Origin of the sequence: Streptomyces sp. NPDC057474, from assembly GCF_042802555.1 — a bacterium.
Lineage (GTDB): Bacteria > Actinomycetota > Actinomycetes > Streptomycetales > Streptomycetaceae > Streptomyces.
Genome location: NZ_JBHVDX010000045.1, coordinates 15,220 through 35,945 on the forward strand (window position 1 = coordinate 15,220; position 20,726 = coordinate 35,945).

Genomic DNA, 20,726 nt, shown 5'->3' on the forward strand with positions numbered 1-20,726 from the left:
ATCAGCCCTCGCGTAAGAAGCGCGGCGGGCCTCACCACGGCTACCGCCCTCGCAGTGCCCGTATGCGGCATGGCTCGCGGAGGTCCGCCGCTCAGCTGCGCGCCCTTGCCGCTCCGCCCCGTGCCGAGGCCCGCGCCGAGCTGCGTGCCGCCCTGCTCACCGCGGGGTCCGCATGACGAGCCGTGCGGCGGCCGACCAGGCGGCGCTCTTCCCGGTCGATTCGGGTGCGATCGATGGCCGTCTGCCCGTTGTGCGGCCCATCGCCCTCGCCACCCGTGGCCGTGTCGAGTTCACCGGCCGCTGCCCGAGGTGCGACGGCTGGCACCGTCACATCCACCTCGGCAAGGTCACCGGCCCGTGCGGCGCTCGGTACAACCTCCAGCCCAAGCGCGGCCGGGGACGGAGGCCGGCGTGAGTACAGAGTCCCCGCGTGCTGCGTGGCTCCGTGCGTACGAGTCCGCACACCAGGCGGCGCAGCGCGACATGGACGTCTTCCCGATCAGCCGGGGCAAGCTGCCCGCGATCCGGTCACCCCACCGCGACGACCCGCCGGGCACACCGTCCTGCCGAGGAGAGTGCGGACGGATCGGGCACGGCGTGCACGACGCAACGACCGACCCGAAGCGGCTCGACGAGCTGTTCGACGCGGCCCCGTACGCCACCGGATACGGGATCGCGTGCGGTCGCGGTAACGAACCGCTTCTCGGTGTCGACCTCGACCGTAAGAACGGCGTCGACGGCGTCGTCTCCCTCGCGGCCCTGGCCGAGCAGCATGGCTTCGAGGTGCCCGAGACGGCCGTCATCGCCACCCCGTCCGGCGGGCTCCATCTGTGGTTCACGGGCCCGGCCGGCGCTCCCGTACGGAACTCCGCGGGGAAGCTCGGTCCCGGTATCGACGTACGCGGCTACGGCGGGTACCTCGTCGGCCCCGGCTCGTGGACCCCGAAAGGCGTGTACCGGTTCGCCGAGCGGCGGTCGGCCGCTGAACTCCCGGACGGGCTGCTCGCCTTGATGCTCCCTCCGCCTCCGGTCCGGACGACCACGGTCTACCTACCCGGTCCTCGCCGGGGCGCGGCCCTGGTCGGCCTGGTCAAGTTCGTGCTGGAGGCGCCCGAGGGCGAGCTGAACAACCGCCTGTACTGGGCCGCCTGCCGCGCGTACGAGACAGGCGTCGACGCCGACTCCATCAGTCGCGCCCTCGTCAATGCCGCTGCCTCCCTGGGCCACCCCGAACGCGCTGCTGAACGCACCGTAAGCAGCGCCCGCAACGCACCTATGAGGACCAGCGCATGAGCGATGACGAGAACAACATCGACGAGCAGGCCCGGGAACTGCTCCGCAGCGCTGGCCTTACGGATGAGGCGGAGGCCAGCACCAAGAGGGAACGTGGCCCGTCGCAGGCCTCTCAGCTCGTCGCCCTCGCACGCGAGAAGTACGAGCTCTTCATGTCCGAGGACGGCCGTCCGTACGGGGTGAAGAAGGAGGGGGCGAACATTGCCCTCCCCCTCCGGGGAAAGGCTGGGCTGCGCTCTCAGCTCGCCTTGCTCTACACCGACGGGAGCGGCGGCGCGGCTCCCTCGCAATCGGCGCTCGCCGACGCCATGACCGTCCTCGAAGGTGCCGCACAGGCCGCAGACCCGCGCGTCCCGCACCTGCGGGTCGGGCGCCACCAGGACCGCCTTGTCGTCGACCTCGGTACCGCAGACGGCCGGTGCGTCACCGTCGGCCCGGACGGCTGGGAACGTGCAGGGAAGTCCCCGGTCCTCTTCCGTAGATCCGGCGCGATGAAGCCGCTCCCCGAACCCGTACGAGACGGTGACGGCCTGGCCAAGCTGGGCGGGCTGCTCAACACCGACGAGGAACACTTCCGGCTGCTGACGGCGTGGCTCGTCGCCTGCTTCATCCCCGACCTGCCGCACCCGATCCTCACCTTCCGGGGCGAGCAGGGGACCGGCAAGTCGTACGCGGCGAAGATGGTCATCGGCATCATCGACCCGTCCGGCGCACCGAAGCGCACCGCCCCGAGAGACATCAAGTCCTGGGCGACGCAGGCCTTCAACAGCTGGGCCCTGTGCCTGGACAACGTGAGCATCATCCCGGACTGGTTGTCCGACGCCCTGTGCCGGGCGGTCACGGGTGACGGCATCGTGGACCGGGCCCTGTACACCGACGACGACGTGGTGGTCCTGGAGTTCCGGCGCGTGCTGGCCATGACCACCATCGACGCCGGAGCCCTCGCGGGCGACCTCGCCGAGCGGCTCCTCACGATCGAGCTGCACACCATCCCGGACCGCGAGCGGCGCGAGGAAGCCGAGATGGACCAGGCCTATGCAGACGCTCACCCCGGCATCCTCGCCTCGCTGTTCGACCTCCTCGCCGAGGTGCTGAAGGTGCTGCCGGACGTCCAGCTGACCGAGCGTCCGCGCATGGCCGACTTCGCCCGCGTCCTGGCGGCCGTCGACCAGGTGAAGGGCTGGAGGACGCTGGAGTCGTACAAGGCCACGGCCCGAGATGCGGTGGCCGATGTCCTCGACGGCGAGCCGTTCGCTCAAGCCGTCGTCACCTTGGTCGACCGGTCCGGCCCGCTGGGCGTGACGCTTACCGCGTCGGAGTTGCTGGACCGTGTGATCACCCCCGACAAGCTGCCGAAGAAGTGGCCGAAGGACCCGACCCGGGCCGGCGGTCAGCTGAAGAGGCTGGCCCCGGCGCTGCGCACCATCGGTATCGAAGTGGACGACAGCAAGCGGGGGCCGAGCCCGAAGAAGCAGCGGCTGTACAAGCTGACGGCGACCGAGGAGCGGCGTAAGGCGGAAGCAGAGAGAAGGTCCGAAGCAGCGTCCCCAGCGTCCCCCAACGGCCCTGATAGCGCTGTGACCAGCGGAAACAAGGGGGACGCTGAAGGGGGACGCTAGCGTCCCCCACCCAGGCAGGGGGGACGCTGGGGAACGCTGAGGGGGACGCTGTCCTCTTCGCAGCGTCCCCCCATGGCACCGCCTCTGACCTGCGAGAACACAGCAGTGGGGACGCTAGGGACGCTGGGGACGCTGAAATGCAGCCTCTCTCTGATGCCGTCACCTGTGCCGGATGCGGCTACCCGCTCGACGTCACCGAGCCCGGCCAGACCACCCACCCGACGTGTTGAGCGCATCCGGATACCCCCGGCTTACGCGCGTACGAACCTCCGACCGTCGACCGGCGGCCGGCCAACCCACCGAAGGAGTAGTACATGAACATCGCAGTCGGCAGTGTCCTCAACCTGGCCCCGGCCCAGCCCGGATGGACCGTCAGCATCACGTGGGAGGGCGAGCCGGACGCTCCCCAGACGTGGCCCGTCCTCGCGTGGGCGACTGTCGTCCGCGAAACCATGGGGAGCGGCTTCGCAGCCACGGCAGTCGAACCCGTCTTCAACTTCGACGGCATGACCCTCACCAAGAAGGAGTTCGGCGAGCACGCCGCCGAGGGCTTCACGTTCCGGGTGAACTCGCCCGAAGCCTGACCCGCACAGCAACGGCCGGCCCCGCGGCATTCGGGGCCGGCCACCCCAAGTTCATCAGGAGAATCGTCCCGTGACCAAGAAACCGCGCTTCACCCACGACGAGCATGCCGACATGGGCCGCACCCTTGCGGCCATCCGTGACGAGCTCACCCGCCGCTCTGTCCAGCTGAAGGGCGCGTACCCCCGGTCAGGGCCCGACGCGACACCTGCTCAGAAGTTGGCTGATGCTGCGCGCGCTATCGATCAGGCTCGCAGTGCTCTCGAAGGCGCCCTATTCCGAGAGCATCCGGACACGGCCGAGACGACCGTGTACTACCCGCATCCGGAGGACCGGAAGGTATCTCGTGAATGAGCACGTCCCCGCCCCGGAACACCGCCACTCGAAGTGATCACGGCAGTCCGATGATCCACGCCAGCCCGGTCGTCCTCGCGGCGGCCGGGCCCCGAATCGGATCACCACCGCGCGAGCACCGGCCGCCGCGTGACCCATCGGAACCAACCCAACAACCACCCACCCCTGACCAGCCACAACACACACCACCAAAGCAACGTTGAAGGTGAAACAGGATGAGCCCACAGCGCGGCGGCCCGTACCCCTACCTCCGCCTCGACCTGAGCATCAAGGCCACCCAGGGTGTCGAGGTCGTTGAGCTGGTCCTCGGCCGGGGCCTCACCTTTCGCCAGGCGGCCACCGCGATGGGCTTGTCGGTGTCGACGTGCTGGCGCCGCTACTGGTGGGCCATGGACTGGACGCTGCCCGACCAGTACGGGGTCAAGGCCGGACGGCTTCCGCCTATGCGGGGTACACGCGCGTGCCCTCGTGGCCGGCCGTGGATTGAGGAACTCGACGGCCCGGGTGGGCCGCTTCACCGAGGAGGGATCTGATCGATGGCTTCAACGAATCGCAGTGCTCGGGCGAGAGCGCTGCTGCCTCTGGCGGCTGGCAAGTCGCAGGCGGATGTGGCCCGCGAGGTCGGTGTCTCCCGCAGCACCGTCGGGGCCTGGATGCGTAACTCGGAGTTCGCGGAGGAACTGGCCCGTCTCAAGCCGCTGCTGGAGACGAAGCCGCTCGACGGGAAGGCTCTTCTGGCGGCGGTGATGGAGGCGACGGACCGTATCAACCCGCCCGCCGGCCCGGTCGTGGTGTCGATCCCCGCGAACGCTTCCCCGCGAAAGCGTCGTCAGTTGCTGGCGCGGGGTATCGCTCGGGCGCTGGAGGCTGGGGAGCGTGATGGGTGACTGGTTGCCCCGTGCTTGGGGGTAACGGTTGTCGAGTTCGCACAATGACGGAGGCCCGGCCCTGGGTGACCAGGAGCCGGGCCTTTTGCCGTGACCGCGCCATCGAACGCCCTTGCATTCTAGCCCATATATGCAGGTAAAACGGCTAGAATGCTTGCAGCTATTCGGTCTGCCGTGACGTGAATAGCGGCCATCGGGCAAGGGAGATGCATTGTGGTTACCCAACAGGACATCGACGAGGCCGAGGTCGCGGTCGAGGCGGCCGAGGTGAAGCTCGACCAGGCCGAGGAGCACCACCACGTATCGGGCGGGGTGCGCGCCTCGAACGAGCTGAAGGTGGCGCAGGCGGAGGCGAACGGCGCACGGGACCGGCTGCGGCGGCTGAAGGCTCTGTGGGCGCACCAGCGTGCCGAGGAGGCGCGTCGAGCGGCCGCTGAGGCCGGGTTCCCGCCGAAGCGGCGGGAGGCGCTCACCCAGCAGCTGGCGGACGCGAGGGACGAAGCCGTGCACGCCGTGGCCGCGGTCGAGAAGTCCGCGGCCGTAGCGCTGGCGGCGGTGACCGAGTACGGGGTCCTCGTGCGGGAGGCGTCTGCCGAGCTGTTCCATGCGGGCCTGCGGGCGGGCGAGGACGGGCAGTTCGGTGGTGCGACCACTGGGGTCGTTCATCTAGGCGGCGAGGTGTGGCGGCCGGCGGATGCGGGTTCGCTGCTCGCGGCGGTCGTGCGGTCGGCGGTGGCGGCACAGGACGCGCGACATCCGGCGGCGCAGTGGCGGCCGTTGGCAGGGCTGGCTGATCAGGCGGCGCAGGCCGAGCTGCTGGCGCGGGCGGCGGGGCGGTGACCCGGCTGGTGGGCGGGCCGTACGGCGGTCCGCCGGACGGCGGGATGAGCTTGGCCATGACCGAGTTCGCCCGCAGTCTGGACGACGCCCGCGAGGAGTTCGTGCAGACCGCCCGCGAGGCGGACGTGAGCCCGCTCGTCCGGGCGATGGTGGCCGTGATGACGGGCGTGGACACGCCGCCGCCCCCTGTGCCTGTGGAGCCCGTACAGGCCCGTCAGGAGCCGCGACAGCTGGGCTGGTCGGCACGGCGTCGGACGTAGCAGAGGGCGTCCCGCCCGTCCCTTGAAGCCTGGGTTGCTGGGACGGGCGGGAGTCTCTCGGCTACTTGCCGACCTGCCACTCCACCGGCTCATCCAAATCCCCCGGCGAGTACAACACCCGCTCCGCCCGGCCGAACCCCTTCGGTACCTCGAAGAAGACGTTGCCGCGCACGCAGTCTCCGCCCTTGACCTTCGCATCCATCGGATACACCGGCGGCGGCAACTCGCTCCCGGTCATGTGGAAGGGCTCCAGCCGCGACCCGTCCTCGTAGGCCAACGACCACGTGAACGGGGCCACCGTGATCGGCTGCTCCCCTTCGTTGCATACCTTCACCTCGACGAGGGCCAGCTTTTGCCCGTCCTGAAACAGTCCCGTCGGGCTGCTGATGCCCTTGTCCTTGTGGGCGAGCACGGCGGCGGAGAACTTGTTGCCGCCTGCGTCGATGTCGACCTTGTCGCCGAGCTTCAGCGTCTCCTGGCTGGGCGAGGGTGACGGGCTCGTCTTCGTGCTGCTGGCTGACGGTGTGCTGGCGGCCTTGACCACGGTCGGTGCGGGGTCGCCGTCGGAAGAGTTGGAGACGACGATCCCTGCGGTGACGATTCCGGCGATCAGTACGGCTGCTGTGCTGATGATGATCGTGTTCGTGTGGTTGCGTTTCGCCGGTGGAGGCGTGACAGGCGTGGACGGCTCGGTGTTGCTCATGGTCCCCCCATGACGGTGTGGTGGAGAGTCGCATCATCGTGGGACGAGCGCCGTTGTGGAGCGGATGCGTCCGTGTTGTGACCTTGCGGGGTGACCCGCCCGCCTTCCTTGAGCCTGGGGTGCGGAAGACGGGCGGGAGATCGTACGACGGCCGCAGCTACGCAGCTGTCTCGCGGGCCCGGGCGTAAGTCGCCCACAGAGCCTTGGCCATGTCGCAGCGGGCCTCTCCGTACTCGCAGTCGTCGCAGCCAAGTGTGTGGTCCGTGAAGGCGCGATAGCGGGCGTACACGCCGCTCGGGGCTACGGCCTGGAGGTGCCCGGGGCCGCCACTGCCCTCGTCGCGGTACTGCCACTGCGGGGCGCTCACTCTTCGCTCCGGCCGGGATGGGGGTGCCGGCGGATCTCGACCTCACAGGTCGTGGCGCGCTTGATGTCGCTCCTGGCCTCGGCGGCGGCCCGCTGCCGGTCGAGCGCCGCACACACATCGCACCCCGGGACAGGCCGCGGCGGGCGCGTCGGATCCATCAGCACGACGGGCGGTTCGTCAGTCGTCTGCTGCCTCATCAGGTGCCTCCGAAGGAAGTCAGTGTCCGCCGCCGGGGCCGAGCGCGGCAGCGATCAGCGTGGGGTCGTTCAACTGGCCGCTGCCGTCCGGGCGGTGGATCCACAGACGGCCGCACTGATACCAGCCGGTCGGCGGGCAGTGCAGCGGCCAGCCCTCCGGACGGACGCGTACCTGCCGTATGTCGGCGAGGTCTTCGGCCGCGTCCGGCGCGATCAGCCACCAGGCCCGCTCGACGCCGGGGTCGGCGAGGACCGGGCCGAGTCGCTCGATCCCGATCCGGTTGACCGCGTTCATCGTGTCGAGGAGCCGGGCCTCGACGGCGAGCCAGCGCCGGCCGCTGGCGATCGGTGCGAGCGCCTCCACATCCCACGCCTGGCGTACGAGGTGCGGGTGTGCGGAGGCTTCGGCGAGCCACGCGTCCCCGGCCTCGTACAGGGCCGCTATCCGCGTCGAGGGGGTCATGGCCAGGACCGTAGGGACTCCGGTTGCCTGGTTGCGCACCGATTGCGCGGGATTGCGCCCGCAGTCAGAGCGGTTGCCGCCGATTGCTCACGAGAGGGTGAGACCGGCCCGCGCCCGCGCGATCAGCCGGTGCGCCTGGTGGTCGAAGACCGCGGTCTCACGCATCAGGTCCCACACCTTGCGATAGAACGCCACGTCCTCCGCGGAGTCCAGCCACAACTCGGCATTCCAGGTGTCGGCGACGACGAGCCGCTCGTCGATGATCCAGAACCCGTGCTTCGGGGAGAACGGCGTACGGGCACCGAGGGGGATCACGCCGAGCGTCACGGTGTCGAGGCCGATGAACCCGCTGAGACGGTTGAGCTGCGCGGCCATGGCCTCCGGCGCGCACCGTACGACGTGCAAGGCGCCCTCCCACATCAGGACGTGGAAGCGGCGGCCCGGCTCGTACACAGCCTCTTGGCGCTTCATCCGGGCCCGCACTCCCTCCTCGACGTCGCGGGGCGTACCAAGGCGGTCGGACACGTCGGTCAGGACGCCGCGCGCGTAGTCGGCGGTCTGGAAGATGCCGGGGATGATGCCGGACTCGAAGATGTGGATCGTCTCGGCCTGCGCCTCCTGGACGACGTGGCTCTCCTGCACCGCACGGTGGCCGGCCGACAGCTGCCGCTTCCAACTCCGGTACGCCGTCTCCAGGCTGCGCAGGCGGCGCTTCAACTTGTCGACGGCGTCCGGTCGCTCGGCGGCGCGGGCCCACGCCTCGACGTCCGTCTCGGTCGCGGTCTGCTTGCCGTTCTCCAGCCTGCTGACCTTGGAGCGCTGCCAGCCGAGGCGCTCGGCGAAGTCCTTGCCGTTCAGGCCGGTCTCGGTGCGCAGCTCACGCAGCCACGCACCGAGCCCCTCGCGGGCCTGCTGGTAGTCGGTGCTCACACGGTCGAAGCTACCTGCGCCACGAACTCCTCGCGCCGGATGGCGTGATGCCAGGCGGCATCCCGGATCTGGCAGAACCGGACGATGCGCTCCGGGTCCTCGACGAGTTCGGCGCCGAGGTAGCCGTCCGTGTCGTCGAAGTGCAGGACCAGGGCGCGGCGGGAGTCGAACAGCCAGAAGTCCTCAGCGGGTAGGCGGGCCTTGTCCGCGTCCGTACGCCACAGGTTGCGGATGTTCTCGCCCGCCGCGTTGTTGATCGCGGCACCGGCGAGCAGGAACAGCTGCTCCTGCGTGGGTGGCGAGTCGACGATCCGTACGCGCTCGATGCGCTTGCCCTGCTCGGTCTGGGCCCGAACGTTGACGCACCAGGGCCGGTGCGAGTCGTCCGGCACCTCCCCGGTGTCGAGGTAGTGGCGGTACTTCTCGCCGGCACGGTCGGAGGCGTAGCCGCGGCGGGACTCCAGCCGCCAGGCCGTGTGCTCGAACTCCTCGAAGTAGGCGCCGAACGTCGTGTCGTCGATGAACTGCGGCACGCCTCTACTCCTTGGGGGCGAAGCGGGTGAGCAGCTCGCGCGGGACACGCACGAACGACTCGCCGTCGAGGATGTTCTGAAGCTGCGCGACGTCCTCGGGGTCGGTGACGGTGTAGCCCTGCACGACGATGTCGCCGGTGTCGACGTCCTCGTACAGGGTGGGGCACTTGCCGTCGTCGCTGGTGGTGCCGAGCATGCGGAGCTGTAGGGCCATGGCCGGTCTCCCTCTCGTGCCGGTGGGTGAGTCCTCAGAATGCGGCGGATGGCGGCCGGGCGTACGGAGATTGCGGCAGATTGCGCGGCTGGTAGACACGGTGGGATGGATTGCGCGCAACAACCGCGCCGGGCGTCATCTGCGCGGGCATGCGGATGAGTTGTGACCCGGACTGTTGGTTTGCCCGTGGCGGCCCATATCGTGCAGCGATGCTGCTGTATCACTTCACCGACGCCGAGCACTGGGCGGGCATCCTTGCGGCTGGCGAAATCCGTGCCACATGGCCCCGTGATCCCGACGATATGCCGGAGCTCCGGCGCACCGTACACCTCAGCGACAACCCCGATCCGGCGTCTCTCCCGGCGAAACTCGACGTACGCCAGATACGGATCGCGCTCGATGTGTCCGACGGCGAGGTTCACCGGTGGGTTTCGTGGGCCTGGGACCATCTGCCTCCGGGTGCCGCTGAGGCGCTCACGTCCACGCGGTTGGGAGGAGACCCGGACGCCTGGTACGTCGTTGAGCGGTCGCTGCCTCTGGCCGAGTGGGTGGAGGCCGTCGACCTGGTGTCGCAGGTCCCGCTCTGGCCCTCTGCGGCAGTAGAGGGTGCAACCGCATAGGGGATGCGGTGTATTGGCTTTAACCTGCCACTTTGAGGCGTGTCGGCACCCAGATGGCACGCTGGGGGCTCGTCGCGCTCATCTATTCCACCGGGCTTTGCCCCAGCGCACTACCTGCAAGATTCGCTGAGCGACCAGGACCACGACCACGATGCCCACGCCCACAAGCGCCGCGTAAGTAGCGTCTCCGTAGTCCACCGCAAGCTCGATCACTGTTGATACGAAGACGGCTGAGGCTCCAACCAGAATGGCCAGCCAGCCGAGGTATGTACGGACAAGTTCCGCGAGACGCTGCGCGGCCTCCCCGCCTTCCTGCTTGACCTCAAAGACTTTCTGTTGCACCACTTCAATCGTTCGGACCATGTCCCGCGTCTCACGAAGCAAGGTGAAAATCCAGAAGACGCTACGAGCCTTGTTGGTCAGCGCAAGTGTCTTCCGCGCAAGATCGCCGATCTGTGTCCGATCCAGTAGATCTCGGTACTCCACAATCGCGAACCAAGCCTGGGCGGCTGACCCCACAACGACGAGCAGGGTGCCGCCAGCAGCAAGCCAGTGCGCCACGAGAATTGACGTTTCCGGATGCGTCGCCATCGATAGCCCGGCCTGTAGATCGGGAAGTAGGGGCGGTTCTTCCTCGATCATTGATCAGGCTGAGTGTGGACGCTTAGCGAACGGTCCGAGCGGGTGACCTGGCTGGACATGCGAAAGGCCCTCACCGTGCCCTACGGGGGCTGCGGTGAGGGCTAGCGGCGAACAAAGCCCGCAAGGCCATGACCTGCTCGGGGCTGAACTTCGGAGCGGCAGCGACTTCGTCGCCCACGTGCTTCCAGGCTTTGGGGCCGAAAGCGGCCTCCGCGTCGGCGAGAGAGAACGGCTCGCTCATGCCGCGCTTCCAGCGTCGGGGCCAGCCGCTGCCCGGGGCGCCGGGACCGCGCCGCCGGGGCGCGTCATGATCCGGCGGAGTTCTTCGACGAGCTCGGGGCTCGGGTCTGGTGCGGCCTGTACGCGCTTGCGGATCTTGGCGATCGTCTCGTCGCCGAGAATCGCTCGGCGCTCTTCGCGGGTCATGCGGCGGTCCCGGCTGCTCGTCGGCGGATGATCTCGGCCTCGATGGCTTCGATCGAGCCGAGCGGATGACCGGGATACCAGGCGGCTTCCGCCGCTTCACGCGGTGTCCGCAACGCCCGCTCGGCGACCGCGTCGATCAGCGACTCGGCTGCGGCGCGGATCGCCTGCTCCCGAGTCGGGGTGACTGTCCTGACTGGAATGCGATCTCGGCTGTTCATGCGGAGAGTCCTCCCCTCCCCGTCTTGGCTCCGCTCCGCCTGATCGTGCGGTTTGTCGAGGGCCTGTCACTCAGACAGAGCACGAGGATGCGGGCTGCCGCGGTCTGGGTGAGGCTGACGGCATGGCTTCTGTGATGCCCGTGGTCGTGTACCCGCCCGACGAGGACGGCGGCCGGCGCGTGCGCGTGCGCGTCGACGGGGAGATCCTCGGTCGCGCGTACGGACTGCGGGGCGTCGCCGAGTTCCTGCGCCGGGCCGGGATCGAGGACGCGGATGAGGCGTACGTCGCTGCGTCCGGGCTGATCGAGTGGCGCGGCGGCGGACCGGATGTGTGGGTACTAACAGCGCGATGGCTCCGCAACGTACTTGAGGGCAACGGACCGCCACGTTGCCTCAATCGGTGGACATCTGTAACGTCACACCTCCTGGACATAGCCAGGGTCAAAAAACGGTGTAAAAATGCCGTATGAGCACGATGAGCTGCACTGATGTTGAAATCCTGGGGGGACATCCTGTGCGACAGTACGAGTCGACTCACCCGTGGATCACGTTCAATCACAGACTTGACATCGTGGCCCCGCTGCTCTGGATGCAGATCGGTGAAATTCGCTCAAAATGCGAGCACATCGCGCGTACGCCGCTTCGCCCTGACGTACAGGAAGAGCTGTACATGGTGTACCTGGCGAAAGGTGCGCGTGGAACGGCTGCGATCGAGGGCAACACACTCTCCGAGGACGAGGTGCGCCGCGTCGCCGAGAACGACCTTCAGCTACCGCCCTCACGTCAGTACCAGCAACAGGAGATCGACAACATCCTGGCTGCCTACAGCCTCATCCATAAGGATGTCGTTGATGGCAAGCCGCTCGATCTGACGGTGGACCGAGTCCTTGAGATCAACAAGCTGATGCTCACGGATCTTGAACACGAAGACCATGTTGTGCCCGGAGAGTTCCGCACCGTCGGGGTGAGCGTCGGTCACAACTATGTGGGCGCTCCGGCAGAGGACTGCGACTACCTGGTGCGCAAGCTGTGCGAGTGGTTGCGCGAGGTAGAGGTAGCGGCCGCCTCCCAGCCGGAGGAGGTCCGCTTTGCGTCCGCCTTCACATCAGCGGTCCTAGCTCATCTTTACCTGGCCTGGATCCATCCGTTTGGCGACGGCAATGGTCGAACCGCTCGGACCATTGAGTTTCAGCTGCTGCTCAAAGCGGGCGTTCCGGCAGTCGCAGCACATCTGCTAAGTGACCACTACAGCATCACAGAAGACCGCTACCGCCAGGTCCTCCATCGCTCCAGCAAGGAGCGTCCGTACGAAGTGCAGACCTTCCTGGCGTATGCCGTGCAGGGCTTCGTCGATGGGCTGCGGTCGCAGATCGAGCGGATCAGTTCCCAGCACTATGAAGTGACCTGGCGCAACTTCGTACACGAGCAATTTGCGGATCAAAAGGGTGATTCGGCAATGCGTCGCCAGCAGGTCGCGTTGGAGCTGCCCCCTGGTTCGTGGACAGCCACGGCGTCAGTTCGTCATCTCAATCCGTGGATCTCTGAGATGTATGCCGGGCGCCACGATCGCACTATCAGCCGTGATCTCAACGTCCTCGAAGCTCGCGGATTGATCAGGAAGGATGCTTCACGGCACCGTGTCAGGCCTCGCCTCGACGTCCTTCGGGGATTCATTCCTGTTCGGGCCGAGGTCCAGACCGCGGCCGATCAGCGTGACTAGTCATGACACTGAGTAGCTCACGAGAACGAGTAGAAGCCCCGCCCGGTGGCGGGGCTTCGTCGTGTGCCGGCCAGCAACAGCCTGACTGACGCACAGGGAGGGAGGGGCGGCAGGGGAGGCTGAACTGTCCGTTTCCCCTGTCCCGCAGGTGCCGAGACACGCCTCCCTTGCCTCCCTCGGCTGGCATATGCGCAGGTCAACCCGAGGGAGGCGGTATAGGGAGGCGGTGAGGGAGAACTCCCTCAGATGTCGCCGCCTCCCTCGTCGTCGACGTCGTCAGCAAGGCGCTCCAGGATGGCGTCCTGGACGCGGTCGCGGGCCACGGTCGACTTGCCACCCGACTTGTACGGCTCGGCACCGAACGGCTCCAGCGCCTTCTTCAGGTCGACCGGACCCCACTCCCGGTACGCGTCCGGCCGGCGCTCGGCGAGCCGGTGCAGCACCTCGGAGGTGAGCATCCGCGGGGCGTCGCCGAGGACGGCCGCGACGTCCGTGAGCGGGTCGAGCGGCTCGAACGTCGGCTCATCCACCGCACCCGTGCCCTCGTACAGGCCCATCGCCCGCTCGACGACCGACGTCACCTCGTCGATGCCCTTCTCGGGGTCGCGGGCGACGTAGTGGGATCGGATCACTTCGAACGGCTTGCTGCTGAATCCCACGGTCACGGCCGTGCCGACGTCCTCGCCGGGGATGAGTGTGGTGGCGGTAATGCCGGCCTTGTGCTTGCCGGAGCCGAGGAGGCCGTCGTTCGCAACGTGGTCGCCGACCGCGAACGCGACCCGGTGGGAGGTGTTGCGGGTGACGTCGCGCGGGATGCTGTCGGCCGTGGGGGACACGGTCACAAAGACGAGGGTGATGCCGACCTTCCTCGCCTTCTTCAGTACCTTCACGGCCAGCTCGGCGGCTTCCTTGCCGTACTCCTTGTGCCCGAACAGCTCGTGGACCTCGTCGAAGACGACGACCTTCGGCCGCATCCGCGGATCCTTCAGGGCCAGTTCACGCGTGAGCTTGGTGGCGTCGCCGCCGAGTTCTTCCAGCAGCTTGCCGCGCTCGGTGACCTCGTCCCGCAGGTTTCGCAGGGCGACCAGCGCGGCCCGCAGGTCTTCGTCCTCGTCGCCCTTGACCAGCACGCGCATACGGGGCTTGAGCGGGTCGTAGTCGACGTTGTAGGCCATGACGTAGGCCTCGACGATGACGAGTGGGTCGAGGATCGCGCCGAGCAGCAGGGCGATGACGATGGACGTCTTACCCGAGCCCATGATCCCGCCGACCATCCAGTTCGCGGCCATGAGCTTGCCGATGATGGGCTCCCCGCGCTGGGAGACGGCGACGGGCACGCCCTTGAAGTAGTCGGTGACGCCCTCGGTGAGCAGCGGCCACGCAGGTACGGCGCCGGACAGTGAGCCCTGGTCGGCGACCCACAGATCGAGTACGCCGGCCTGCTTCGGGGGCTCGGTCGGCCACACCTCGACGGGCTTACGCAGCAGGTTGTGCGCCAGGACCGACTTCTTCCCGGCGATCATCTCGACGGTGACGCCGAGGGGAAGCTGCAGCTGGGTGTGCCAGCCGTTCCCGGACCGGGTGGTCGGCTGCACCCAACGCGGCTGCCACCCTTCCTTGATGGCCTTGTTGAGCGGGGCGATGCCCAGGTTGCCCAGCGCGCGGATGATCGCGCCCTCGTCGGGGACGACGTCGCGGTCCTCGGCGTCGGCGGGGAGGGCCCACGCGGGTGCGGTCTGCCGGTTGCGGCCGACGGCCCACGCCCCGGCGATGGCCATGACGGGCAGCGAGTACAGCAGCGGCTCCCAGACGACGCCGGCGATGAACGCGACCCAGCCGACGAAGTCCACGACGGTCGCGATGGGCGTGTAAATGTCGCGGGTGTCCTCGGTGGCCAGGGCCATCAGTACGCCGAGCATCAGTAGGGCGCCCGTGCCGGTCGCCGCGGCGGACGCGAGAGCCTTGGGCGCGTTGAGGGCCATCTGTAGCAGCTCCACGCGGCGGCGGTGCCGGGCGAACCGGTAGGCATACGCCCGCTGTTCCCACTGCCGTACGAGTTCTTCGTTCCCGGCGGCCTCGGCCTGGCGCATCATCCGCTCGTGGCGGGCGGTCGTCCGGGAGTCCCACGCCCTGCGGGTGAGGATGCGGGTCCCGCCGACGGCGTACGAGCCGTGTCGTACGACGGCCCGGTACGCGCCGTGCTCGCGGGCCTCGACGACGACGCGCCGCAGGGAGTCGATGCGTACCCGGCGGCGGGCGCGCGGCTTGTCCTCGACGACCGTCTCGGGGGCCAGGGTGGTGTCGGGTGTGGGGGCGAGCTTGAGGAGGGACACGGCCGGTTTGGCGTGCCCGTTGACCCGCTCGGGGACGGTGTCGGTCATGCTGGTCTTCCTTCTCTCTGCGGAGTGCAAGGGGCCCGGGGGCGGCCGTGGCCTGGACAGTTGGGGCCGCCCCCGGGGCGTGGCTACTTCTTCTTGCGCTTGAGCGCCTGGCTCTCGATGGCCTCGACGCGCTGTTGCAGGTCACGGATGATCCGGCCGCTTCCGTCGTCGGCCAGGCCGCGCTTGGCCATGCGGGCGGTCAGTGCGATGACGCGCAGCTTCTCGGCGGTGGTGAAGTCCGAGAACGCGATGTCGGGGTTGTCGGCCATGGGGTTCCTTCCGGGTTGTGGCTGGCCGGTTGGCCTGCCCCACCGCACCCCCGCAGATGTCCTGAAACAGGACGCCTGGCGGGGGACGGAAGGGCAGGTCAGCGGCGGGTCCAGCTGGGGTTGTCGGCGCACTGCGGGTAGGCGGCACCCTCGGGGCACGACCGGGCGGTCTTCTTGCTGACCGTGAACCGCATCTCGGTGCCGTCGGTCTGGCGGACGGTCAAGGCCCGCTTGTCGCGGTCGACGACCGTGCCAGCCGGACCCTGCTCCGGGGTGCAGCCGACGACGACCAGGCAGGCCACGGTGACGGCCACGGCGATCAGGCCGAGGACACGGACGGCGCGGCGGCCGGGCGGCCGGCTCACGAGCGGCCTCCCTTCTGCATGTCGGCCCACATCGAGCGGACGACGAGGGCGAGGATCGCGACGGACACGGCACCGATCGCGACGGCGACCGCGAACAGGGAGGCGACCAGGCCACCGGAGATGACCACCCCGCCGATGACGAGCCACTTCTTCGCGTCGAACTCCGGCTTGGGCTGGTGGTGCTGGCACGTCGGCGACTGCATCGACTGCAACCCGCGCGTGACCGCCTGCGCGATCAGGTCGTTGCGGATGGCGTCCAACTGCTCGGAGTTCTTGGCGGCCTCGACCGCCTCCCGCACGGCCTTCTCCAGGGCGTCGCTCATGCCGTCCACCTCCTCGACCGGCGCAGGTACGGGCGGGCGAGGAGACCGGCGGCGAAGGCGATGGTGACCGGCGATTCAACCTGAATCAGGCCTGCGGAGGGCAGCGTCAGCGGCGACCCGAACAGCAGCCAGACGAGGGCCAGGACGGCACCGAACACGATCGGCTTCATGACCGGGCCTCCCCGGGAACGATTGCCACGGTGCCGACCACTTCCCGCCGCAGTTCGGCGGCCTCGCGGCGGCTGAGGTTGAACTCGTCACGGAGCCGGTCGATGGTCACCGGCCGGGACGTCGAGGCGACCAGCTCACGGTTCAACTTGGAGGCCCTCCGCCGCAGCTCAGACGGAGTGAGCATCACGACCTCGGTGACCACCTGCCGGGGGGTGTCCGCGCCTACCGAAGTGGTCACCTTCTCGGCGTGGCCGTGGTCGCCGCTGGGGGTCGGGACTGACGCGTACCCCTTCTCGTCGTCGAGGTCGGGTGACCACTCCTCGTACGGGTCGGTGACCGCCTCCCGAGCCTCTTCGGCGGGTACCGAAGCGGCCGCCTTGGCAGTCAGATCACGGCGCCACGAGGGGCTCCAGAACACGCCCTCGTCGAGCGGCGGGACGACCAGCGGGGCGGGCTCCAGCGCGGGCTGCGGCCGGTCATCCTCGACGCGCTCCACGGTCACTTCGGGGGCCGCAACTGTGTCGGTATCGACACGGTTGGCCGACTCCTCGCGCTTGGCGAGGGCCTGGTGGATCTGCCGCATCAGGGCGCCGAACGCGAGCAGCGCGGCCGTGGGCGGTACGGCGGCGACCACGTAGTCGAGGGTGCTGGCGGCGGTGCCGACGCCGGCCACGTTCAACGCGATCGACGAGCCGGAGCCGACGACCGTAAGGCCGATCGCCCACGGGTCGACCTCGCTGGCGAGCGCGGCCCGCAGCATGAGGAGTTCGCCGGCGACGATGAACAGGTCGAGGGTCGCGGGCCACGCCCACGCCCGGATCTCCTTGTTCTCCATGCCGTTGGCGAGGGCGACCTCGGCGAGGTGCGCGTACGACAGCCAGAACGCGGCGGCCGTGAGCGCGACGATGACGACGCCAGCCGCGACGGCGAGCGCGCGGGACGGGTTGCTGATCATTCGCTGACCTCCAGCGCGGACAGCCGGGTGGCCAGGCGCCTCAGGTACAGCGCGTGCCGGTGCATGGCGTCCGCCAGCTCGTCCAGGCCCGCCGCGTCCAGGGCGCCGGTGTAGCCGGTCTGCTCGACGTACATGCCGATCTGCGGGGCGCCGGAGTACGGGGCCTGGGTGAGCATCGCCTTCCACAGGGTGTGGTCGCGGAAGTCGAGGTCGTGTTCGGGGCCGTAGTGGGTGATGTCGGGCAGGAACTGGGCGCGGTCGCCGCTGTGTCCGGCGCACCAGTCGGGCTCTGCGACGGTGCGGCTCTGGGTGACGAGGACGTTGACGGTCGTGGTGTTGGGCTCGGCGCTGCTCACTGGTGCTCACCGGCCTCGGTGCTGACGGAGGCGCGGGCGGCCTTCTCGGTGGCCTGGTCCTCGTCGGGCCGCTCGACGTCACCCCAGTGCCGGTAGCCGGTGGCCGGCTTCTCGGCGAGACGGGCCCGCAGGTAGTCCGCCGACCAGCCGGCGCAGTCGCCGCGCTGGAGGACGCACTGAAGGGCAACCACGGCGTCCATGGCCCGGTCGGCGAGGAGCGTGTGGTGCGCGTCGGTGTCGCCGACGGTCGCGGGCGCCGGGATGTCGAGGGCTTCGAGGACGGCGGCCAGGAGCTGACGGAGGTCGCGGGCCTCGTCCAGTGCGGGGGTGGGCTGCTCGCTCATGCGTTCACCGCCGTGGTGCGCGCGGCGCGGAGGCCGAGGGTGAGGCGGTCGCGGCGCTGGATGGAGGCGCCGTACTCGGCGAGGAACTCGGCGTAGCGGGCCTCGGCCTGCTTGTGTTGGGCGCGGTGGGTGGGGCAGTGGGCGACGGCGTCGGCGTAGGTGTACACGTCGCGGGGGGTGGGCTGTACGTTGCTCACGGGTCTGGACTCCTTGATCAGGTGGGGTTCGGGTCAAGGGCCCGGGGCGGCGGTAGGGTCGCCGACCCCGGGCCCGTCGGTGCTACGCCTGCTCGGCCTCGGCCATGTCCAGGAAGGTGCGCAGCGCGCGCAGCGTCCCGGCACGGTCGGCGGTGTTCTCCAGCGCCACGTCCATGGCGCGGGTGGCGAGGTCGAATCCGGCCGACGCCGTCTGCTGCTCGCCGGTCTCCTCGAACGGCGTCCGGCCGGGGTTCAGGAGGATCGACAGGTGCCGCCGGGTGGCGATCAGCTGGGTCAGCCACGGGACCGCGTCACCGATCAGCTCGTCGACCTGCGCCAGGTCGATGTCCGCCCACAAGCCCGTGCCCTGGAACACCAGGTGCGGCTGGCTGTCGCGCCACTTCGCCAGGTAGAAGGTGGCGATGCCCTCGGTACCGGGGTCGCAGAGGTAGGAGCCGTTCAGCGTGTGCTCGGCGCCCTGGTGCCGGTGGTCGTCGTCGTCCGTGTGGTTGACCGGATCTCCGTCGCACCAGGCCACGCCGTCGGTGCACCGGGTGCTGTTCGCCCTGGCTGCCATCAGGCGGGCGAAGATGTCCTCGGCGACCGCTGCGGCGAGGGCCGGCGTGTACTGGCTGGGGACCGTGTCCCGCATGGCCTTGTCGACGATGGCGGGCAGTGCGGCGTGGAGCCGGTCCAGGCCCTGGGGGCCCTTGGTGGCCTCGACGTGGTCGACGAAGGCCCTTGCGGCGGTCTGCTCTTCGGTGGGCTCGGTGTGCTCGCGGGCGCCGTCGGTGAGGAACGCGGCGGGCGCGCCGGTCTTCTTCGGGTCGAAGGTGACGCGGACCTTGCGGCCCTCCGTCTTCATGCACGGGACGGGCTGGTTGGTGGCGGTGCTGGCCTGGATCTCGGTGTTGAGCACGGCGGTGCCTTCTCTCCGGTGGTGATCTGTGGCTGTGGTGCTGGGTGGTGGACCGTCCGGGGGTGGGCACTGGTGCGCACCCCTGGCGGCGGTCTACGGGGTGACGCTCAGACGGCGGCGAGGACCGGGGTGTCGGCGTCGGCCGGGGCGCCGACCTCGGCGCGGGTGACCTTCAGCGACGGGGCGTTCGACTTCATGGGGACCGGGCCGAGGCCGTTCGCCTTGAAGATGGCCCGGATCTGGTCGAGGTCGGCGGTCTGCCGGTTGGAGGCGACGCGCTCGACGATCCAGTTGCCGTAGCGGCCGGCCGGGAGGCGGTCCAGGATTTTGCGGGCGGCGCGCTTCGCCCTGTCGGCACGCCTGGCGTTGTCGGAGGCGAGGTCGAAGCCGAGGGCGGCGCGCTCGATGGCGACCAGCTCGGGCATGTCGGCCTCGGTGTAGACGTCCGCCGGGTCGGCGGCGGGGGCCAGCGCCTCGGCGGCGGTCTGCTCGACGAGCGTCGCCGGGGCGACGACGGAGCGGACGGCGTCGGCAACGGTGCCGAGGATGCCGCGCACGGTACGGACCGTGCGGGGGGTCATGAGAAGGTTCAGCACAGCGGGTCTCCTGTTAGCGCAGGTGATTCCGTAGGCCCTCGGTCGGTGTTGACGCACCGCCGGGGGCCGCTTGCGTTGTCGTCCGGTTTCCCTTCCGACATCTCCACTCTAGGGAACATAGTGTTCCCTGTCAAAGGGTTCTGGCCTAGTAATTCATCAGCGATCTAGGTAACGTCATGTTCCATGATGGCGAATGGAACACTGGGTGTCATGGACAAGCGATCACTGGAGCACGTCGCGCGCCGGTTCAGGGAAGCCGAGACGCGGGCGGACATCCTTCGTAAGGAGTTGGCGGCGGCCATCCGGCAGGCGGACGCGGACGAGGTCCCTCAAAAGGACATCTGTGAGGCGACCGGCTACACCCGTCAGCAGGTGCGGCGGATCGTCCTCGCCGGCACCGAGGAGGGTGACGTGGGCGCCGGCCTGGACCCCTCGAAGTAGCGCGTGGCGCCGCGCCGTTGATGGCACGCCGCTGGCACCAAGAGGCACGGACGTGTTCCGACGAGGGTCAACCGCCTCGGATGGCACTCCGGCGCTGACCTGCGGCGGGGCGTTTTGGCGGGTTGGGATCCGTCATAACCAGACGAATCCCAACACACTGCTAATGCGGTTTGGGACTTCAATCCCATCGAGGGTTCAAATCCCTCCGCCTCCGCGCTCGATCACCGAAGCCCCGGTCCATCCGACCGGGGCTTCATCGTTCCCGTCCTCCGCCCTGAGAGCGCCCCAGAAGGCATTTCCCCAGGTCACAAGGGATATGGCAAACGGATTTCACAGGACGACGGCAGTCATGTAATGTTCTTCCTGTCGCCGAGAGCGGGCCGAAAGGGCCAGGATCGGCAGAAAACAAAACAAGCACTCGTAGCTTAACGGATAGAGCATCTGACTACGGATCAGAAGGTTGCAGGTTCGAATCCTGCCGAGTGCACATCGACCGAAGGCCCCGGAGAGATCCGGGGCCTTCGGCGTTGGTGCTGGCTGT

Annotated in this window: 33 protein-coding genes, 1 tRNA gene and 1 pseudogene; 14 read left to right on the plus strand and 21 right to left on the minus strand. The window is 68.8% G+C overall.

Features of this window, described 5'->3' with window-relative positions; translation table 11 throughout:
- The first annotated feature begins 172 nt into the window (after window positions 1-172).
- The 9 genes from ACFU53_RS15815 (at window position 173) to ACFU53_RS15855 (ending at window position 5,835) form a co-directional block, all read left to right on the plus strand.
- Window positions 173-415, plus strand: coding sequence for a hypothetical protein (locus ACFU53_RS15815; protein WP_383991575.1), 243 nt, complete (start codon window positions 173-175; stop codon window positions 413-415).
- Complete coding sequence (locus tag ACFU53_RS15820) at window positions 412-1,293, plus strand: bifunctional DNA primase/polymerase (protein ID WP_383991578.1); 882 nt, start codon at window positions 412-414, stop codon at window positions 1,291-1,293. Before ACFU53_RS15815 ends, ACFU53_RS15820 begins: the two co-directional genes overlap by 4 nt.
- The gene (locus tag ACFU53_RS15825) at window positions 1,290-2,912 is read left to right on the plus strand and encodes an ATP-binding protein (RefSeq protein WP_383991581.1); all 1,623 of its coding nucleotides are present in this window, start codon (window positions 1,290-1,292) and stop codon (window positions 2,910-2,912) included. The genes ACFU53_RS15820 and ACFU53_RS15825 overlap by 4 nt, the downstream gene beginning before the upstream one ends.
- A gap of 314 nt (window positions 2,913-3,226) precedes the next feature.
- The gene (locus tag ACFU53_RS15830) at window positions 3,227-3,496 is read left to right on the plus strand and encodes a hypothetical protein (RefSeq protein WP_383991584.1); all 270 of its coding nucleotides are present in this window, start codon (window positions 3,227-3,229) and stop codon (window positions 3,494-3,496) included.
- Window positions 3,497-3,566: 70 nt separating this feature from the next.
- A complete protein-coding gene (locus ACFU53_RS15835; RefSeq protein ID WP_383991586.1) occupies window positions 3,567-3,848 on the plus strand; it encodes a hypothetical protein in 282 nt (93 codons plus the stop codon).
- Window positions 3,849-4,063: 215 nt separating this feature from the next.
- Complete coding sequence (locus ACFU53_RS15840; RefSeq protein WP_383991589.1) at window positions 4,064-4,381, plus strand: hypothetical protein; 318 nt, start codon at window positions 4,064-4,066, stop codon at window positions 4,379-4,381.
- A gap of 3 nt (window positions 4,382-4,384) precedes the next feature.
- A complete protein-coding gene (locus ACFU53_RS15845; RefSeq protein WP_383991592.1) occupies window positions 4,385-4,735 on the plus strand; it encodes a helix-turn-helix domain-containing protein in 351 nt (116 codons plus the stop codon).
- A 213-nt stretch (window positions 4,736-4,948) separates the two neighbouring features.
- The gene (locus ACFU53_RS15850; RefSeq protein WP_383991596.1) at window positions 4,949-5,575 is read left to right on the plus strand and encodes a hypothetical protein; all 627 of its coding nucleotides are present in this window, start codon (window positions 4,949-4,951) and stop codon (window positions 5,573-5,575) included.
- A gap of 56 nt (window positions 5,576-5,631) precedes the next feature.
- Window positions 5,632-5,835, plus strand: a complete 204-nt coding sequence (locus tag ACFU53_RS15855; protein WP_383991598.1) for a hypothetical protein — start codon at window positions 5,632-5,634, stop codon at window positions 5,833-5,835.
- Window positions 5,836-5,896: 61 nt separating this feature from the next.
- On the opposite strand, the gene ACFU53_RS15860 is transcribed toward ACFU53_RS15855, so the two are convergent.
- From ACFU53_RS15860 to ACFU53_RS15890, 7 genes are all read right to left on the minus strand, one after another.
- On the minus strand, window positions 5,897-6,538 hold the full coding sequence (locus ACFU53_RS15860; protein ID WP_383991601.1) for a DUF4352 domain-containing protein: 642 nt from the start codon (window positions 6,536-6,538) through the stop codon (window positions 5,897-5,899).
- Window positions 6,539-6,695: 157 nt separating this feature from the next.
- Complete coding sequence (locus ACFU53_RS15865) at window positions 6,696-6,905, minus strand: hypothetical protein (RefSeq protein WP_383991604.1); 210 nt, start codon at window positions 6,903-6,905, stop codon at window positions 6,696-6,698.
- Window positions 6,902-7,102, minus strand: a complete 201-nt coding sequence (locus ACFU53_RS15870) for a hypothetical protein (protein ID WP_383991607.1) — start codon at window positions 7,100-7,102, stop codon at window positions 6,902-6,904. Before ACFU53_RS15870 ends, ACFU53_RS15865 begins: the two co-directional genes overlap by 4 nt.
- A gap of 19 nt (window positions 7,103-7,121) precedes the next feature.
- Window positions 7,122-7,565, minus strand: coding sequence for a hypothetical protein (locus tag ACFU53_RS15875; RefSeq protein WP_383991610.1), 444 nt, complete (start codon window positions 7,563-7,565; stop codon window positions 7,122-7,124).
- Window positions 7,566-7,652: 87 nt separating this feature from the next.
- Complete coding sequence (locus ACFU53_RS15880; RefSeq protein WP_383991613.1) at window positions 7,653-8,495, minus strand: helix-turn-helix domain-containing protein; 843 nt, start codon at window positions 8,493-8,495, stop codon at window positions 7,653-7,655.
- The gene (locus ACFU53_RS15885; RefSeq protein WP_383991616.1) at window positions 8,492-9,028 is read right to left on the minus strand and encodes a DUF6879 family protein; all 537 of its coding nucleotides are present in this window, start codon (window positions 9,026-9,028) and stop codon (window positions 8,492-8,494) included. Before ACFU53_RS15885 ends, ACFU53_RS15880 begins: the two co-directional genes overlap by 4 nt.
- A gap of 4 nt (window positions 9,029-9,032) precedes the next feature.
- The gene (locus tag ACFU53_RS15890; protein ID WP_383991618.1) at window positions 9,033-9,242 is read right to left on the minus strand and encodes a hypothetical protein; all 210 of its coding nucleotides are present in this window, start codon (window positions 9,240-9,242) and stop codon (window positions 9,033-9,035) included.
- A gap of 209 nt (window positions 9,243-9,451) precedes the next feature.
- Here ACFU53_RS15890 and ACFU53_RS15895 point away from each other — a divergent pair, with 209 nt between their 5' ends.
- Window positions 9,452-9,862: a hypothetical protein gene (locus tag ACFU53_RS15895; RefSeq protein ID WP_383991622.1), complete on the plus strand. Its 411-nt coding sequence runs from the start codon at window positions 9,452-9,454 to the stop codon at window positions 9,860-9,862.
- Window positions 9,863-9,940: 78 nt separating this feature from the next.
- On the opposite strand, the gene ACFU53_RS15900 is transcribed toward ACFU53_RS15895, so the two are convergent.
- The 3 genes from ACFU53_RS15900 to ACFU53_RS15910 all read right to left on the minus strand — a co-directional run bounded on the left by ACFU53_RS15900 (window position 9,941) and on the right by ACFU53_RS15910 (window position 11,148).
- A complete protein-coding gene (locus tag ACFU53_RS15900) occupies window positions 9,941-10,504 on the minus strand; it encodes a hypothetical protein (RefSeq protein ID WP_383991624.1) in 564 nt (187 codons plus the stop codon).
- A gap of 237 nt (window positions 10,505-10,741) precedes the next feature.
- The gene (locus ACFU53_RS15905) at window positions 10,742-10,930 is read right to left on the minus strand and encodes a hypothetical protein (RefSeq protein WP_383991627.1); all 189 of its coding nucleotides are present in this window, start codon (window positions 10,928-10,930) and stop codon (window positions 10,742-10,744) included.
- Window positions 10,927-11,148: a hypothetical protein gene (locus ACFU53_RS15910; protein ID WP_383991629.1), complete on the minus strand. Its 222-nt coding sequence runs from the start codon at window positions 11,146-11,148 to the stop codon at window positions 10,927-10,929. The genes ACFU53_RS15905 and ACFU53_RS15910 overlap by 4 nt, the downstream gene beginning before the upstream one ends.
- Window positions 11,149-11,270: 122 nt before the next feature.
- Between ACFU53_RS15910 and ACFU53_RS15915 the strand changes: the two are divergent.
- Window positions 11,271-11,483 (plus strand): annotated as a pseudogene (locus tag ACFU53_RS15915) (hypothetical protein); the annotation flags it as partial.
- 131 nt (window positions 11,484-11,614) lie between these two features.
- On the plus strand, window positions 11,615-12,868 hold the full coding sequence (locus ACFU53_RS15920) for a Fic family protein (RefSeq protein WP_383991632.1): 1,254 nt from the start codon (window positions 11,615-11,617) through the stop codon (window positions 12,866-12,868).
- Between the two features lie 242 nt (window positions 12,869-13,110).
- Here the strand turns inward: ACFU53_RS15920 and ACFU53_RS15925 are convergent, their stop codons facing one another.
- The 11 genes from ACFU53_RS15925 to ACFU53_RS15975 all read right to left on the minus strand — a co-directional run bounded on the left by ACFU53_RS15925 (window position 13,111) and on the right by ACFU53_RS15975 (window position 19,744).
- The gene (locus ACFU53_RS15925; RefSeq protein WP_383991635.1) at window positions 13,111-15,249 is read right to left on the minus strand and encodes a cell division protein FtsK; all 2,139 of its coding nucleotides are present in this window, start codon (window positions 15,247-15,249) and stop codon (window positions 13,111-13,113) included.
- An 83-nt stretch (window positions 15,250-15,332) separates the two neighbouring features.
- On the minus strand, window positions 15,333-15,518 hold the full coding sequence (locus ACFU53_RS15930) for a DUF6257 family protein (protein ID WP_383991638.1): 186 nt from the start codon (window positions 15,516-15,518) through the stop codon (window positions 15,333-15,335).
- A 98-nt stretch (window positions 15,519-15,616) separates the two neighbouring features.
- Window positions 15,617-15,883 (minus strand): hypothetical protein, encoded by a 267-nt coding sequence (locus tag ACFU53_RS15935; protein ID WP_383991639.1) that lies wholly within the window; start codon window positions 15,881-15,883, stop codon window positions 15,617-15,619.
- Window positions 15,880-16,206 (minus strand): hypothetical protein, encoded by a 327-nt coding sequence (locus ACFU53_RS15940; RefSeq protein ID WP_383991642.1) that lies wholly within the window; start codon window positions 16,204-16,206, stop codon window positions 15,880-15,882. Before ACFU53_RS15940 ends, ACFU53_RS15935 begins: the two co-directional genes overlap by 4 nt.
- On the minus strand, window positions 16,203-16,376 hold the full coding sequence (locus tag ACFU53_RS15945) for a hypothetical protein (RefSeq protein ID WP_383991645.1): 174 nt from the start codon (window positions 16,374-16,376) through the stop codon (window positions 16,203-16,205). The genes ACFU53_RS15940 and ACFU53_RS15945 overlap by 4 nt, the downstream gene beginning before the upstream one ends.
- Window positions 16,373-17,332 (minus strand): DUF2637 domain-containing protein, encoded by a 960-nt coding sequence (locus ACFU53_RS15950; protein ID WP_383991647.1) that lies wholly within the window; start codon window positions 17,330-17,332, stop codon window positions 16,373-16,375. The genes ACFU53_RS15945 and ACFU53_RS15950 overlap by 4 nt, the downstream gene beginning before the upstream one ends.
- Complete coding sequence (locus ACFU53_RS15955) at window positions 17,329-17,688, minus strand: DUF6907 domain-containing protein (RefSeq protein WP_383991650.1); 360 nt, start codon at window positions 17,686-17,688, stop codon at window positions 17,329-17,331. The genes ACFU53_RS15950 and ACFU53_RS15955 overlap by 4 nt, the downstream gene beginning before the upstream one ends.
- Complete coding sequence (locus ACFU53_RS15960; protein WP_383991653.1) at window positions 17,685-18,032, minus strand: hypothetical protein; 348 nt, start codon at window positions 18,030-18,032, stop codon at window positions 17,685-17,687. The genes ACFU53_RS15955 and ACFU53_RS15960 overlap by 4 nt, the downstream gene beginning before the upstream one ends.
- A complete protein-coding gene (locus tag ACFU53_RS15965; RefSeq protein ID WP_383991656.1) occupies window positions 18,029-18,229 on the minus strand; it encodes a hypothetical protein in 201 nt (66 codons plus the stop codon). The genes ACFU53_RS15960 and ACFU53_RS15965 overlap by 4 nt, the downstream gene beginning before the upstream one ends.
- An 82-nt stretch (window positions 18,230-18,311) precedes the next feature.
- On the minus strand, window positions 18,312-19,148 hold the full coding sequence (locus ACFU53_RS15970) for a hypothetical protein (RefSeq protein WP_383991658.1): 837 nt from the start codon (window positions 19,146-19,148) through the stop codon (window positions 18,312-18,314).
- A gap of 107 nt (window positions 19,149-19,255) precedes the next feature.
- Window positions 19,256-19,744 carry a hypothetical protein gene (locus ACFU53_RS15975; RefSeq protein ID WP_383991661.1) on the minus strand — a complete coding sequence of 163 codons (489 nt, stop codon included), beginning with the start codon at window positions 19,742-19,744 and terminating at the stop codon, window positions 19,256-19,258.
- Window positions 19,745-19,954: 210 nt separating this feature from the next.
- Between ACFU53_RS15975 and ACFU53_RS15980 the strand changes: the two genes are divergently transcribed.
- Window positions 19,955-20,185 (plus strand): hypothetical protein, encoded by a 231-nt coding sequence (locus ACFU53_RS15980; RefSeq protein WP_383991664.1) that lies wholly within the window; start codon window positions 19,955-19,957, stop codon window positions 20,183-20,185.
- Window positions 20,186-20,599: 414 nt separating this feature from the next.
- Window positions 20,600-20,672 (plus strand) — tRNA-Arg (locus ACFU53_RS15985).
- Window positions 20,673-20,726: the final 54 nt, after the last annotated feature.